This window comes from Rhodococcus sp. Q (genome assembly GCF_005503035.1).
In the GTDB taxonomy this organism is placed as follows: domain Bacteria; phylum Actinomycetota; class Actinomycetes; order Mycobacteriales; family Mycobacteriaceae; genus Rhodococcus_G.
In genome coordinates, this window is sequence record NZ_SCOY01000010.1 from 44,407 (window position 1) to 57,948 (window position 13,542).

Consider the following 13,542-nt stretch of genomic DNA (forward strand, 5'->3'; position numbering starts at 1 on the left):
CAACACGCCGGGGGAGCGGGCCCCGCACAGGATGGAGACACGATGACCACGGCCACCAGGTCGACCACGCAGCCCACCGCATCGCATGCGGCCGACAGCCACGACCTGATCCGCGTGCACGGTGCCCGCGAGAACAACCTGCAGAACGTCGACGTCGACCTCCCGAAACGCCGACTGACCGTGTTCACCGGCGTGTCCGGCTCGGGCAAGAGCTCCCTGGTGTTCGCGACGATCGCCGCCGAATCGCAGCGCATGATCAACGAGACGTACAGCGCGTTCGTACAGGGCTTCATGCCCACGCTCGCGCGCCCCGACGTCGACGTCCTCGAAGGACTCACGACGGCCATTCTCGTCGACCAGGAACGCATGGGCGCCAACCCCAGATCCACCGTCGGCACCGCCACCGACGCGAACGCGATGCTGCGAATCCTGTTCAGCCGCCTCGGAACTCCGCACATCGGCTCGCAGCAGGCGTTCTCCTTCAACGTCGCCTCGGTCAGTGGTGCCGGCGCGATCACCATGGAGAAGGGTGGCCGGGAGGTGAAGGAGCGGCGCAGCTTCAGCGTCACCGGCGGCATGTGTCTGCGCTGCGAGGGCCGCGGGAACGTCTCCGACTTCGACCTCACCGCGCTGTACGACGACAGCAAGTCCCTCAACGAGGGCGCACTGACCATCCCCGGTTACAGCATGGAGGGCTGGTACGGCCGGATCTACCGCGGCTGCGGGTTCTTCGACCCCGACAAGCCCATCTCGAAGTTCACGAAGAAGCAGCTGAACGACCTCCTCTACAAGGAACCGACGAAGGTTAAGGTCGAGGGCGTCAACGTCACGTTCGAAGGCCTCATCCCGAAGATCCAGAAATCGTTCCTGTCCAAGGACCGGGAGGCGATGCAGCCGCACATCCGAGCATTCGTGGACCGCGCGATCACCTTCCAGACGTGCCCCGACTGCGAGGGAACCCGCCTCAGTGCCGAGGCCCGTTCCTCGAAGATCAACGGTGTCAGCATCGCCGACGTCTGCGCCATGCAGATCAGCGACCTCGCCGAGTGGGTCCGTGCACTCGACGAGCCGTCGATGGCACCACTGCTGAAGTCCCTCGGTGAAACCTTGGACTCGTTCGTCGACATCGGCCTCGGCTACCTGAGCCTCGAACGCCCGGCAGGCTCCCTGTCCGGCGGCGAGGCACAGCGCACCAAACTCATCCGGCACCTCGGATCGTCGCTGACCGACGTGACGTACGTGTTCGACGAACCCACCATCGGCCTGCACCCCCACGACATCGCGCGGATGAACGACCTGCTGCTGCAGCTGCGAGACAAGGGCAACACCGTCCTCGTCGTCGAGCACAAGCCGGAAGCCATCGCGATCGCCGACCACGTCGTCGACCTCGGCCCGGGTGCGGGCAGCGACGGCGGGCACATCGTCTTCGAAGGCACCGTCGACGAACTGCGCGCCAGCGACACCGTCACCGGGCGTCACCTCGACGACCGCTCCACCGTGAAGGATTCGTTCCGCGCGTCGACGGGCGCACTGGAGGTCCGGGGCGCCGACACCCACAACCTGCAGGGCGTCGACGTCGACATCCCCCTCGGCGTCCTCGTCGTCGTCACCGGCGTCGCCGGCTCCGGCAAGAGTTCACTCATCCACGGATCGGTGTCGAAACGCGACGGTGTGGTCGCCATCGACCAGGGCGCGATCAAGGGTTCCCGGCGCAGCAACCCCGCCACCTACACCGGGCTGCTCGAACCGATCCGCAAGGCGTTCGCCAAGGCCAACGGCGTCAAACCCGCCCTGTTCAGCGCCAACTCCGAAGGCGCGTGCCCGAACTGCAACGGCGCGGGCGTCATCTACTCCGACCTGGCGATGATGGCCGGGGTGTCCACGCCGTGCGAGGTGTGCGAGGGCAAACGATTCCAGATGGAGGTCCTCGACTACACCTTCGGCGGCAAGGACATCAGCGAGGTCCTCGGCATGTCCGTCGCGGAAGCCGAAGCGTTCTTCGGATCACCGGACGCGAAACTGCCTGCAGCCCACAAGATCCTGCAGCGCCTCGCCGACGTCGGGCTCGGATACGTGAAGATCGGGCAGCCCCTCACCACGCTGTCCGGCGGCGAACGCCAACGCCTCAAGCTCGCCACGCACATGGGGGAGAAGGGCGACGTCTACGTCCTCGACGAACCGACCACCGGCCTGCACCTCGCCGACGTCGAGAACCTCCTCGCCCTGCTCGATCGGCTCGTCGACTCCGGCAAGTCCGTCATCGTGATCGAACACCACCAGGCGGTCATGGCCCACGCCGACTGGATCATCGACCTCGGACCGGGCGCCGGACACGACGGCGGACGCATCGTCTTCGAGGGCACCCCCGCGGACCTCGTCGCCAGCGGGCAGACCCTCACCGGCAAGCATCTGGCGGAGTACGTGGGCGCCTGAGCGCCCGGTGGCTGGTGTCGCACAGGGGATGAATCGAACTCAGGCGACACCGGCACACCGCGACGACGAACCGATCACAGACCACCTCCCGCCCGTCGTCGGTAGTGAGACGCACCGGGCCGCGAACCAGGACGGGTCCGCCGGGTACCCGGCGGACCACCTGGGCGTCCTGGCCGTTCCACTCGGGTACCGCGTCGGTGTCCGACTCAGTCCGGGCGGTCACCGCGGATCACCACCAGTTCCTCCCAGTTCTGACCGAGTTCGATGAGACCACTCGCGGCCAGGTCGGCGGACTGCCGGGACATGACCGGCCCGAACGGGATTCGGGTACGCGCGACCGGAGCGGCCTTCAATCCGCTCGCGCGCAGCTCCCCGACGGTATGGGCGATGCCCGCGACCTCGGAGTGCACGATCAGCGCGAACCCACCCGGCCGCAGGAGCGAACGCACCTGCCGGCACAGCGGACCGACGACCCGTCGACCACTCGGGCCGCCGTCCCAGTTGCGGGACTGCCCGGTCCCGTCGCCGGAGATCGGGACGTACGGGGGATTGGCGACCACCACGTCGTAAGGCCCCCTCCGGCGCGCGACGTCGAGTCCGCCGCGCGCGACCCGGATGGGCAGCCGCCGCCACCACGAGTTCAACCACGCGGACGCGACCGCGCGGGTGGACACGTCCACCGCCACGATCTCGGACGCACCGCAGTCGGCCGCGGCCAGCGCCACCGCCCCACTGCCGGTGCAGTAGTCGAGGATCTTGGCGCCGTCCGGGACACCGGCCGTACGCAGGGTGTCGGCGAGCAGCCACGTATCGGCTTGTGGGGCGTAGACGCCAGGCAACCGCAGGACACCGGGACGGGTGGCGCGCTCAGCACGAACAGTCTCGGAAGGGGACATGGTCACGGCATACCCCGATGCGTCGGAACCGAAACGACGGTGTGTGCGCGCCGACCCGTTCGGGTATCCCGATGCAACGCCATGTCGACGCGCGAGGCGACCCGACGGAAGGAGCCACCGTGTCCACACCTCCCGATCCGGACCCGGACCGCACCCCCGACCTCGACTCCGGACTCTCGGAACCCGAACCGCGCACAAGTTTCCGATTCCCACCCGCCGGCGGGGCGACATTGATCGCCGGTGCGGCGATCGTCGTCCTCTTCCTGGTGGTGATAGTGGCGATCGTCATGTGATCGATCGCGGCTCGGCGACCAAGTGCGGCGCGGTCCCAACTTCCGAATCGCTTTCCGGTCGACGTGCCGAGCACCAACGAGAGTGCAGGAGGCGGAATGAAGATCGGGTACAAGCTGTTCGCGGAGGGCTATTCCCCGCCGGAACTGTTACGGCAGGCGCACCGCGCCGAGAACGTCGGTTTCGACTTCGTCGAGGTCAGCGACCACTACCACCCTTGGCTCGACACGCACGGGCATTCCGGATTCGCCTGGTCGGTACTCGCCGCAATCGCCGCGACCACCGAACGGCTCGGCCTGGCAACCGGAGTCACATGCCCATTCCTGCGGTACCACCCGGCGATCATCGCCCAGGCTGCCGCGACCACCGCACTGCTGTCCGACGGTCGGTTCGTCCTCGGACTCGGCACGGGGGAGAGGCTCAACGAACACGTCGTCGCCCGCGGGTGGCCTCCCGTCGACGTCAGACGCGAGATGCTCCGCGAATCCATCGACATCATCCGCCTGCTGTGGTCCGGCGGCTTCCACTCCTACCGCGGAACCCACCTTCACCTCGAGGACGCGCAAGTATTCGACCTGCCGCCGACACCGCCGCCGATCGTCGTCGCGGCCGGCGGAGGTGCGGCCGCCGCACTGGCGGCCGAACACGGCGACGGACTGTTCGCCACCGAACCCAGCGGCGACCTGATCGCCGACTACACCGGAGCAGGCGGCACCGGCCCCCGCTACGCCGAGGTGTCGCTTTCGTGGGCTCCGACGGAGGACGCGGCGGCGCAGTCGGCGTGGCGATTGTTCCGATTCGGTGCGCTCGGCTGGCCGGTACAGGCGGAGCTGCCCAACATTTCGGGCTTCGAATCCGCGTCCCGCCTGGTTCCGGTCGACGAGATGCGGTCCTCGTTCGGGTGTGGCCCCGGAGTGGACGCGCACCTACGAGCGGTCCAGCAGTACGTCAAGGCAGGCTTCGACCACCTCGTCCTCACGAACGCCGGACCGGACCCCGACGGCTTCCTCGACTTCTACCGCGACGAACTCGGCCCCGCGCTGCGCGCCAGCCGGATCAGTCGGTGACCCGCTCCTGCTCGCACAGGGTCCGAGCCGCCGCAAGCTCCACCACGCGAGCGGGATCTCCGAGCTCCACCAGCATGCGCCGCTGCCAGTCCGCACCCGTTCCCGACCGCCACACCCACTCCAGCGACCGGGTCACACGGTCGTGCTCACCGAGCTCGTCGAGCGAGTCCCGCACATGTGCCACCAACGCGGCGAGCAGGTCACCAGCGGCGGCGGGCCTCGCCGTCCACGGATCGAGCGCACGCCCCACCAGTCCGTCCCGCGCCGCCAGCCAGTTCGCGGCGCGCAGCACCTCCAGAGGCACGCGCGGCGGCGGTTCGCCCGCCTCCACCGCACGAATCGACGTCATCACCAGCGCCCGCACCAAAGTCGCGATCAACACTGCCTGATCGACCGTCGGCTGGACGTCCGCGACGCGCACCTCCACCGTCGGCAGGTGGCACGACGGCCGAATGTCCCAGTACACCATCCGCTCGTCCATCAGGACGCCCGCGTCGACGAAGGCCGCGACCGTCCGTCCGTAGTGTTCTGCCGAATCGAACAGCGGCGGCGGTCCCGAACCCGGCCACCGCGACCACAGCACCGACCGCCAACTCTCGAAACCACTGTCGACGCCGCGGTTGACGGAGCTGTTCGCACCAAGCGCCAGAATCGTCGGAAGCCACGGCCGAACGTGATTGCACACCTGAACGGCCAACTCCCGGTCCGGAACGTCGACATGCACATGACACCCGCAGACCGCCTGCTCGGTGGACACGATGCCGAAACGGCTCTCCATCTCCCGGTACCGATCGGAATTGCTGATGGGCATCCGAGGAGGCCCGACCATCGGGGTTCCGGTGGCAACGAGGCGGCACCCCTCCCGCATCGCGGCCGCCGCCGCGACCTTCCTCATCTCCAGGAGCCGATCACGCAAGCTGTCACTGTCGTGGCACACCGGCGAATTGGTCTCCACCTGGCACTGCGACAGTTCCAGCTGCAACGCGAGGCCAGCGGCGCGAGCGCAGGAAGCCACCCTTTCGTTGCGCAGACTCGGAACGCCGCTCACCGGGTCCACCAGGAGGAACTCCTCCTCGACACCGACCGACGGGCCGCCGAACTCTGACTCGTTCACTCTGGAGAAGTGCCCGCCTACCCGCCCCGATAAACGTTCAACGGGTACGAAGCCACCACGGCCACACCAGCCAAGCACCGAGGAACAGGACGACCGCACACCCGCCCGCCGCCGCGCCCGCGGCTTCGCTGCCGGTGGCCACACTCACCGTCAACACCACCACACCCGACATCGTCACGCCGAGGCACATGACACCGGCCAGCGCGCAATGATGTGCCGCCGTCACCAGGGTTCGCAGCCGATGCTGCCGGAACAGCACGCGGTGCAGCCCGACCGGCGCGACCAGCAGCACCGTCGCCAGCAGCGCGAACAGCACCGCGAGGAGGAACACCGCCACCTCCGCGTCGGACAGCTCCCCGAACCGCTCCTGGAACGGCAGGATCAGCATGAAGCCGGTCAGCAACTGCACGCCCGTCTGCGCGACCCGCAACTCCTGCAGCAGACTCGCCCAGTTCCGATCGAGCCTCTCTGTCGACGTCTCGTTCCTGGCCTCGCCGTTCCAGTCCTCGTCACGCTCCGGATGGGCGACGGGCACTCGCCGACCCCACCGCACCTCTCGCATGGCCAACGGGATACCCGCAGAGCCAAAGAGACAAACACCTCCAACAGGGTCGCGGCACCCGCGCGCCGAACGCCCCTCCGCAGCTCGCGAACGCACCTTGTCCTTCCCCCTGCGATGCTAGGTTCGACTCACGGGAACACCGTGGCGGCCCGCTGCCACGATGCACCCCTGACGAGGAGGTTCGCCGTGGACGCGTCGGACATGGACCGAGTGCTCGGCGCCGGCTCCTGCCACCGAGTCGGGAGCTTCCGATTCACCCTCCGCGGGCAGCAGTGGGAATGGTCCGACGAAGTCGCCGCGATGCATGGCTACCCACCCGCCACCGTGACGCCGACAACCGAGCTGCTGCTCTCGCACAAGCATCCCGACGACCGCGCGGAGGTCGCCGCCACCCTCGCCGAAACGGTCGAGAAGGGCGCCCCCTTCTGCAGCCGCCATCGGATCGTCGACACGACAGGCCACACCCGGCACGTCCTCGTCGTAGCCGACCAGGAAGTCGACAAGGACGGGGAACTCGTCGGAACCGCCGGCTTCTACGTCGAACTCGACAGCGAAACCGAACTCGACAACGACACCCAACAGGCCGAAAGCCAAGGCACGCTCGCCGACATCGTTCGGTCACGGGCAGCGATCGAACAGGCCAAAGGCGCGCTCATGCTCGTCTACGGGATCAGCGCGGACCGCGCGTTCGACGTCCTGACGTGGCGATCCCAGGCGAGCAACGTCAAGATCCGATTACTCGCCCAGCAGCTGGTCGCAGAGTTCACCGAGGCAGTCAACGCACCCAGCGGGCTGCGCTCGGTGTTCGATCACCTACTGCTCACAGTCCACGAGCGGATACCCCACGACCTCGAGCGACCGACCGCCTGACTGCCCCCTGGCTCGCGCCCGGACCATGAAGCTCGCGACGCGGCAGAGCAGCATCAACGCGCCGAATTCGTCGGCTACGGATGACCGTTTCGAGCAACGCGGAGGCGGGTACCCTGACGTCGAGGCGCGAGTGAACGGACCTGCACCATCACCTGAAGCGCACAGTCCGGAGGACGACATGGCACTGTCCGAAGTGGCGACGTCCCGCACTCCCGTCGAACTGAGAGTGCGAGCGGAAGACGGACAACTCCCCGTACTCAGGGCCGTGGCCGAGGTGATCGCCGTCCTGACCGATTTCAACCTCGATCACGTCTCCGACATCAAGCTGGCCGTCGACGAGATCTGCACCGTCCTCGTCAAGGACTCCGCAGCCGACGCAGACCTGGTGTGCTGCTTCGAATTCCTGGGCGATGAACTCGCTGTCCGCATCGACATCGACACCCACACCGACACAGTGCCCGACCCGCACAGCTTCGGCTGGCACGTGCTCCGCACAGTGACCGACAGCATCGCAACGACTCACGCATCACGCCCGGAAGGCGGGTTCCACACGACCGTGGAGTTCACCAAGTCCTCCAGGAGCGGTACATAGTGCCGGTCGGCGACGACGACACCAACACGGGCGGGGAGTACGACGACCTCACCGCGCTCTTCCAACGCCTCGCAGACGATCCCGCCGACGCCGAGCATCTCCGCGACGACATCGTCACGCGCGCATTGCCACTGGCGGAGCACATCGCCCGCCGCTTCCGCGGGCGCGGCGAACCCTACGACGACCTCCTCCAGGTGGCACGGGTCGGGCTTCTCAACGCGGTGGACCGCTTCGACGTCACTCGTGGCACCGACTTCGTGTCCTTCGCAGTTCCCACCATCATGGGCGAAGTGCGCCACCACTTTCGCGACGCGGGATGGGCGATGCGGGTGCCGCGGCGACTCAAGGATCTCCACCTCGAGATCGGGAAGGTCGTCGAGGTCCTCTTTCAACGGCTCGGGCGCGCGCCGTCAGCACGGGAGATCGCTGCGGAACTCGACACCGACCCTGGTGTGATCGCCGAAGCACTGATCGCGGGCAGCGCCTACCAAACCATCTCGATGGACACCCCTGTCCGCGACGACGGCGACGACGTTCCGCTCGTCGACACGCTCGGCACCGACGACGCATCGCTGGAAACCGTCGACGGATATGCGACGGTGGAACCAGCGCTGTCACGACTGCCGGAACGGGAACGCACCCTCGTCCTCCTCCGGTTCTTCGGCGGTCTCACGCAGTCGCAGATCGCCGAACGGATGGGCATCTCCCAGATGCACGTGTCCCGCCTACTCACGCGGACACTCGACAGGCTGCGCGACGAGCTGACCTGAACAGGGGAGTGGAAGGAGCAGTAGATGGCAGAGAGCGTCCCAATCCTGGTGGGAGTGGACGGGTCCCCCTCGTCCGACGAGGCGGTGCGCTGGGCAGCTGCGACGGCCGAACGCAGACACGCTCCACTGCACATCGTCGCCGCCGCCTTCGTCCAGGGCAGGGCCGGTGTCCCCATCGGGCTGCCACCCGCATACCTCGAGGAACAGGAACCCGAACGTCGCCGGCTCCTATCCGAGGCCGCCGCTCTCGCGGAGAACGCCGCGTCCGCAGGCGCACTCACGATCAGCACCGAACTCGTGCCCGGGAATCCGAGTCGTGTGCTCGTCGAACTGTCGTCGGCGGCGCAGATGGTGGTCGTCGGCTCGCGAGGCCGCGGCGAGATCACCGGAGGTCTCGTCGGGTCCGTGAGCACCGCGGTCGCAGCGCATGCCGACTGTCCGGTCGCCGTGATCCGCGAGCAGTCCGCCGATCGGGCGACAGTCGGCGACACCGTCGTCGTGGGGGTCGACGGAACACCGAACAGTGAGCCTGCCATCGAGGAGGCCTTCATCGAGGCGTCGTTGCGCGGCGTCGACCTGACGGCCGTCCACGCCTGGTCCGACGTCAGCTTGTCGGCGCTGAGACCTCACGAACCGACGTTCCACTGGCCGACGATCCGGGAACGCGAAGAAGCGGTGCTGTCGGAGAGCCTGGGAGGCTTCGCCGACGACTACCCGGAAGTGACCGTGCGGAATGTCGTCGTCAAGGATCGCCCCGTCGACTCGCTCGTCGAGTTGGCCGCGAAGGCACAACTGGTGGTGGTCGGCAGTCGCGGACGTGGTGGATTCGCGCGAATACTGCTCGGGTCCACGAGTCGCGCGCTCCTGCACAGGACGACCTGCCCGACACTGATCGTGCGCAACTGACACAGGCTGGGGGAGCGTCACTACGGTTCCGGCCTCCCGATACGGTCGACCCATGACTGACGGTTCAATTAGCCCCGCGACGACCACCGAGGTCGAGGATCCGCACGAGGGTGGCTTCCGCGCTCGTGCGGCGATCACCACCGAGCGCGGCGGGCCACGGTACGGCGAGTTCAGCGAGCAGGTGCGGACGCTGATGGATCGCGTTCGGTACGCGTGCCCGACTCCGGAGCTCACCGACGAGCTGATCGACAAGCTCGCCGAGATCAACGCCAAGCTCGCCGAGGTCCGCATCGACGAGTGGCATTCGCCCGCAGGCACCCGCGTCGACCTTCCGTCCCGCGGCAACATCACGCTTCCGCCGTACGAGATCACCGACGTCGGCGCCGACGGCGTCTTCGCCACGGTCACTTTCCGCGACTTCCACCTCGGAGGCAACAATGCCGCCCACGGTGGTCACGTCGCGGTGGCGTTCGACGATCTCGGTGGCTACGCCTCGGCGGTCGCCATCCGCGGTGTCAGCCGAACCGCGTACCTGACCGTGCAGTACCGGTCGATCACGCCGCTCAACACACCGCTGAAGGCCCGAACCTGGGCCGACCGGATCGACGGCCGGAAGGTGTACATCAAGGGCACCCTGCACGACGGGGACCGACTGTGCGCCGAAATGGACGCGCTGTTCATCAAACTCAACCCCGGGCAGCACTGAACGACCCGTCGTCGCTGATTCTGCGTCGACCCCGAGAGTCGTTCCACCACCTCAATATGTCACTGTGACGTATTGAGGTGGTGGAAGTTCACGAGAGGGGATCAGCACCAAGTCGCGACGCGGGTGCATCGCGTCGGCGGACCTGGAAAGTTGCCCGACGAGCGCCAGGGTGCGGCCGTCGAACCCCGCGGACCGTCGATCCACCAGATGACGACAGCTTCGGCGCAGCGCACCGGGCTCACCGCGCACCCGCGGGAAACATCATCGGGAGATCCATCGACCAATGCTGTAATGCCCGAATCAGGCTGCGCAGCCGCACGATGCGATTATCGCCGCAGGTAAACGCCGCACCCGATAAGGAACATTATGTCACTTTCTCTGGCGAGGGCCGTCCCCTGGAAGGGTTGACCCTGGGATCGAGACCGCCCCGAGGGCCGACGGCCAAGCGCACGGACGGACCACGTGCACCCCAGCCAGTCGAGGCTGGGACGACCCCCTGGCTGGACCGCCTCCGCGCCGGCGACATTGTCCGGACCTCAGGCCGCAGCGCTCAGCGTGCGGCGTGCGCTGCGGCCATCCCGCCGTCACGTGTTCACGACGTGCATCCCGTCCGAGTCGCCGTCGACCAGCTCGACGCCGAACCTTTCGATGCGCCACCCACCGGCGGCGCTCCTCCCCATCGAGCCCGGCCGCACCCACTTCCGACTTTCATGGATAATTGCGATTATCCATGAAACATGCAGTGCTGCACCATCTCTCGTATCCACGATTCGTATCGCATTGTCGACCGGTCGCGCGAACGGTCACTCGTCATGGACTGATCAAACCCTCACGGCCCGTCCGAACCACCGAAGACGAGTTCGGGAGCACCAACCACACGTTCCCCCGGATGCAACTGCCGCTGCAGTGAGGCGACTCCCCTGTCGTCGAGGGTGCCACCGTGGATCTGGCAGGCCCAGTCGAATTGTTCCGTGGACCAGGCAATCTGGTAGCCACGAGTCTTGGCCGCCCACGGCTCCGCCGAACGCGGCCGTCGAATCAGCCAGCCTGCATCCCGCCCGAGCGGCGCCGCGAACGCGCCTTCCGGTCTGTCGGTCCGATCCACGAGCCGCGGGGTGAGGTCCGTCAACACCGGCACCTGGATGGGTTCCGCGGTCACCTCCTCGCGAAACCACTGCATGGACGCCTTCCAGTGAGACGGACCACCGCGTCCGGCCCGGACGCGGGACTCGTCGTCCGTGACCACCGGGCCGTTCCAGACGAACAGGTCCGGATCGTCGCACTTCCCCACTTCGAGATCGGTGTACTCGGCGCCAGCGACACCGTCGCCGGAATGCTGCGCCAGCACTGCTCCGGTGTCGGCATCGACGACCAGCCGCAACGACGGCTTCGGCATGTTGCGGCTCTCGCCCGGCGCCAGATCCACCGCCCAGCAGCGCCTACCGAGAAAGTCGACATCGGTCACCGGCCCCGTCGGCCGCGCGTGACGGTCACCGACCCAGTGCCCGACATTGGGGGTGATCACCAGGGATCGCCCCGCACCGGGACAGTGCACCTGCCGTAGAGCGGTGGAGCGCGGAGCGTACGCGTCGTAGGTGAAATCCCAGGCTGCGACTCCGTCGCTTACGAAGAGCACCTGCCCGTCGAGCGATTCGATCCGAGATCGTCGTCCCCACCGAAAGAGCCGCACACCCTCGCGCCGCACCGGCAGGAAGACAGGCTCCTCCCCGTGGTTCGCCATGTAGTAGTGGAACGGTTCGTCGGAGTTGCGGTACGGAACGATCACACCACTGACGGGCTGCCGAGGTCCGTCCGCCATGACCACCAGCACCTGCACCCATTCAGTCATCACTACCTCCATTGCGGTCGGATCGAAAAGTCGGTCGAATCGAAAGGCCAAGGAGCACGCGGCTGGTGCCACCTTCTGGGCGGTCGCGGCCGGACACTCAGACGTACAGCACGCCGTCAACGGCCTCCGAGACCGGCGGGTAGGCGCGCGTGCCGGCCTGCTCCATCAACTCGGGTCGGACGTACCCCAGGAAGCGTTCGAGCCGGATGCCCTGTTCGTCGTAGAGTTTCAACCGCGCCTCCAGCACCACGTTCGGGTAGTCGCAGTGCCGGAAGCGCACGTGGATCCGCCCGTGGGGCCACCGCCCGACGTAGACGGCAGTCACCTCGTCGACCTCGTCCGAGAAGCGAACTCCATCGAGGCCCCGCACGCAGTACCGCACGTACGCGTCATGATCGAGCGGCTCCAGACCCACCGGCCAGCATCGATCGGTGATGTCCACCCCGCTGGTCGGCAAGGATCGGACCTCGCCGCTCACGTCCGCGGCGAGCACCGTTCTCCCCGATTCCGCGAAAGGTTCCGGAGTGGCGAATCGTCCTGCCCCCCGCCCCGTGCGCCACCCTCACCCCAGGCAGCTCGAACGCCGTCACCGGCTCCGACGGCCCCCCGTCGTCGTAGACCCTGACGACCGTGCGCCCACCGAGGTGACGATCCACGTGCCAGTACCAACGCAACTCTCCGTCAAAGGCCCGCTTGCGCCGGTGCGCCTCGTTGTACGACTGGTCGGCGTATTCGCCGGCGTATTCGACCGACCGACGCATCGGGCAGGGGTGGGTCGCGGGTCCGATCCTCTGAGGAATCGTGGCGTCGAGCGGGATCTGCAGCACCGACGACTGGTAGCGCAGCTCGAAAGCGGTGCTCGCTCCCGGCGATTCGGCACGGACCGGCTCCCGCGTCCAGGGTTCGTGTTCCACACCGACGAACAGTGACGCTTCGTCGAACTCGACCGACACGATCGCCGCAGCATCGACCTCGACGCGGCTCATGCCGCCGGCCGGGGTCGCCACCAGAAATGTCAGCCGTGACAGCACTGGCCGCGGAGGACAGTCGACTGTGGAAGCGACGTCGGACCTGCGGCAGACACCACGCCCCGGCCGGACCGGCGCAGAGCAGGCGACCGCCTTCGGCGAATTCCACACGGTCGATTCCTTCGGCGCCGACATGCACCAAGGGCCCGTCCCGATGGTTCTGCACCCACAATCCGGTGGCATCGGCCACGATCTCCGGTTGCCCGGAACCCGGAGGCGCCGGGGGTAGATCCGCCCACGAGACCAAGCCCCCGAGCTCGCCTGTGCGTGGATCGACCAACGCCGCAACCGGCTGACTTTCGTCGACCACCCACACGGTGTCATTCGCGAAGAACACATACCGAGAGCGCAGCATCCTGCGCACCGGAGTTGGTTCGATCATCGCCCATCGCTCCCGCTGACTCCGCCCGAAGACGAAGAGAGCGACCTTACACCCCGTCTCCCCCTGCGCCCACCCA

At 67.4% G+C, this 13,542-nt stretch carries 15 protein-coding genes; 8 read left to right on the top strand and 7 right to left on the bottom strand.

Annotated elements, in window-relative coordinates; all coding sequences use genetic code 11:
• Positions 1 to 42: 42 nt before the first annotated feature.
• Positions 43 to 2,433 carry an ATP-binding cassette domain-containing protein gene (locus tag FFS72_RS12650; protein ID WP_137874268.1) on the top strand — a complete coding sequence of 797 codons (2,391 nt, stop codon included), beginning with the start codon at positions 43 to 45 and terminating at the stop codon, positions 2,431 to 2,433.
• Here the strand turns inward: FFS72_RS12650 and FFS72_RS12655 are convergent.
• Positions 2,396 to 2,656, bottom strand: coding sequence for a CDGSH iron-sulfur domain-containing protein (locus FFS72_RS12655; protein WP_349303992.1), 261 nt, complete (start codon positions 2,654 to 2,656; stop codon positions 2,396 to 2,398). The genes FFS72_RS12650 and FFS72_RS12655 overlap by 38 nt on opposite strands.
• A complete protein-coding gene (locus tag FFS72_RS12660; RefSeq protein WP_137874269.1) occupies positions 2,640 to 3,329 on the bottom strand; it encodes a methyltransferase in 690 nt (229 codons plus the stop codon). The genes FFS72_RS12655 and FFS72_RS12660 overlap by 17 nt, the downstream gene beginning before the upstream one ends.
• A gap of 119 nt (positions 3,330 to 3,448) precedes the next feature.
• Between FFS72_RS12660 and FFS72_RS12665 the strand changes: the two genes are divergently transcribed.
• Together FFS72_RS12665 and FFS72_RS12670 are read left to right on the top strand one after the other, a co-directional pair.
• Positions 3,449 to 3,622 (top strand): hypothetical protein, encoded by a 174-nt coding sequence (locus FFS72_RS12665; RefSeq protein ID WP_249353269.1) that lies wholly within the window; start codon positions 3,449 to 3,451, stop codon positions 3,620 to 3,622.
• 96 nt (positions 3,623 to 3,718) lie between these two features.
• Positions 3,719 to 4,687 (top strand): TIGR03557 family F420-dependent LLM class oxidoreductase, encoded by a 969-nt coding sequence (locus FFS72_RS12670; protein ID WP_137874271.1) that lies wholly within the window; start codon positions 3,719 to 3,721, stop codon positions 4,685 to 4,687.
• Here FFS72_RS12670 and FFS72_RS12675 read toward each other — a convergent pair.
• Positions 4,677 to 5,801, bottom strand: a complete 1,125-nt coding sequence (locus FFS72_RS12675) for a carboxylate-amine ligase (RefSeq protein WP_137874272.1) — start codon at positions 5,799 to 5,801, stop codon at positions 4,677 to 4,679. The two genes, FFS72_RS12670 and FFS72_RS12675, sit on opposite strands and share 11 nt — an antisense overlap.
• Positions 5,802 to 5,838: 37 nt before the next feature.
• The gene (locus FFS72_RS12680; protein WP_249353270.1) at positions 5,839 to 6,363 is read right to left on the bottom strand and encodes a DUF6328 family protein; all 525 of its coding nucleotides are present in this window, start codon (positions 6,361 to 6,363) and stop codon (positions 5,839 to 5,841) included.
• 186 nt (positions 6,364 to 6,549) lie between these two features.
• On the opposite strand from FFS72_RS12680, the gene FFS72_RS12685 reads away from it, so the two are divergent.
• From FFS72_RS12685 to FFS72_RS12705, 5 genes are all read left to right on the top strand, one after another.
• Positions 6,550 to 7,233 carry a PAS and ANTAR domain-containing protein gene (locus tag FFS72_RS12685; RefSeq protein WP_137874273.1) on the top strand — a complete coding sequence of 228 codons (684 nt, stop codon included), beginning with the start codon at positions 6,550 to 6,552 and terminating at the stop codon, positions 7,231 to 7,233.
• Positions 7,234 to 7,411: 178 nt separating this feature from the next.
• Positions 7,412 to 7,825: an ATP-binding protein gene (locus FFS72_RS12690; RefSeq protein ID WP_137874274.1), complete on the top strand. Its 414-nt coding sequence runs from the start codon at positions 7,412 to 7,414 to the stop codon at positions 7,823 to 7,825.
• Positions 7,825 to 8,595 carry a SigB/SigF/SigG family RNA polymerase sigma factor gene (locus FFS72_RS12695; RefSeq protein WP_249353271.1) on the top strand — a complete coding sequence of 257 codons (771 nt, stop codon included), beginning with the start codon at positions 7,825 to 7,827 and terminating at the stop codon, positions 8,593 to 8,595. Before FFS72_RS12690 ends, FFS72_RS12695 begins: the two co-directional genes overlap by 1 nt.
• 24 nt (positions 8,596 to 8,619) lie before the next feature.
• Complete coding sequence (locus FFS72_RS12700; protein WP_137874276.1) at positions 8,620 to 9,501, top strand: universal stress protein; 882 nt, start codon at positions 8,620 to 8,622, stop codon at positions 9,499 to 9,501.
• Between the two features lie 52 nt (positions 9,502 to 9,553).
• On the top strand, positions 9,554 to 10,207 hold the full coding sequence (locus tag FFS72_RS12705; protein WP_137874277.1) for a PaaI family thioesterase: 654 nt from the start codon (positions 9,554 to 9,556) through the stop codon (positions 10,205 to 10,207).
• A gap of 829 nt (positions 10,208 to 11,036) precedes the next feature.
• Here FFS72_RS12705 and FFS72_RS12710 read toward each other — a convergent pair.
• The 3 genes from FFS72_RS12710 to FFS72_RS12720 form a co-directional block, all read right to left on the bottom strand.
• Positions 11,037 to 12,056, bottom strand: coding sequence for a hypothetical protein (locus FFS72_RS12710; RefSeq protein WP_137874278.1), 1,020 nt, complete (start codon positions 12,054 to 12,056; stop codon positions 11,037 to 11,039).
• 97 nt (positions 12,057 to 12,153) lie between these two features.
• Entirely contained in the window at positions 12,154 to 12,471 is a 318-nt protein-coding gene (locus FFS72_RS12715) for a hypothetical protein (RefSeq protein WP_137874279.1), read from the bottom strand.
• Positions 12,446 to 13,063, bottom strand: a complete 618-nt coding sequence (locus FFS72_RS12720) for a hypothetical protein (protein ID WP_137874280.1) — start codon at positions 13,061 to 13,063, stop codon at positions 12,446 to 12,448. Before FFS72_RS12720 ends, FFS72_RS12715 begins: the two co-directional genes overlap by 26 nt.
• Positions 13,064 to 13,542: the final 479 nt, after the last annotated feature.

Excerpts from the sequence above, each read along its gene's own strand:
- FFS72_RS12650 (WP_137874268.1), top strand. The coding sequence starts at position 43 with ATGACCACGGCCACCAGGTCGACCACGCAGCCCACCGCATCGCATGCG.
- FFS72_RS12660 (WP_137874269.1), bottom strand. The coding sequence starts at position 3,329 with ATGTCCCCTTCCGAGACTGTTCGTGCTGAGCGCGCCACCCGTCCCGGT.
- FFS72_RS12670 (WP_137874271.1), top strand. The coding sequence starts at position 3,719 with ATGAAGATCGGGTACAAGCTGTTCGCGGAGGGCTATTCCCCGCCGGAA.
- FFS72_RS12680 (WP_249353270.1), bottom strand. The coding sequence starts at position 6,363 with ATGCGAGAGGTGCGGTGGGGTCGGCGAGTGCCCGTCGCCCATCCGGAG.
- FFS72_RS12690 (WP_137874274.1), top strand. The coding sequence starts at position 7,412 with ATGGCACTGTCCGAAGTGGCGACGTCCCGCACTCCCGTCGAACTGAGA.
- FFS72_RS12700 (WP_137874276.1), top strand. The coding sequence starts at position 8,620 with ATGGCAGAGAGCGTCCCAATCCTGGTGGGAGTGGACGGGTCCCCCTCG.
- FFS72_RS12705 (WP_137874277.1), top strand. The coding sequence starts at position 9,554 with ATGACTGACGGTTCAATTAGCCCCGCGACGACCACCGAGGTCGAGGAT.
- FFS72_RS12710 (WP_137874278.1), bottom strand. The coding sequence starts at position 12,056 with ATGACTGAATGGGTGCAGGTGCTGGTGGTCATGGCGGACGGACCTCGG.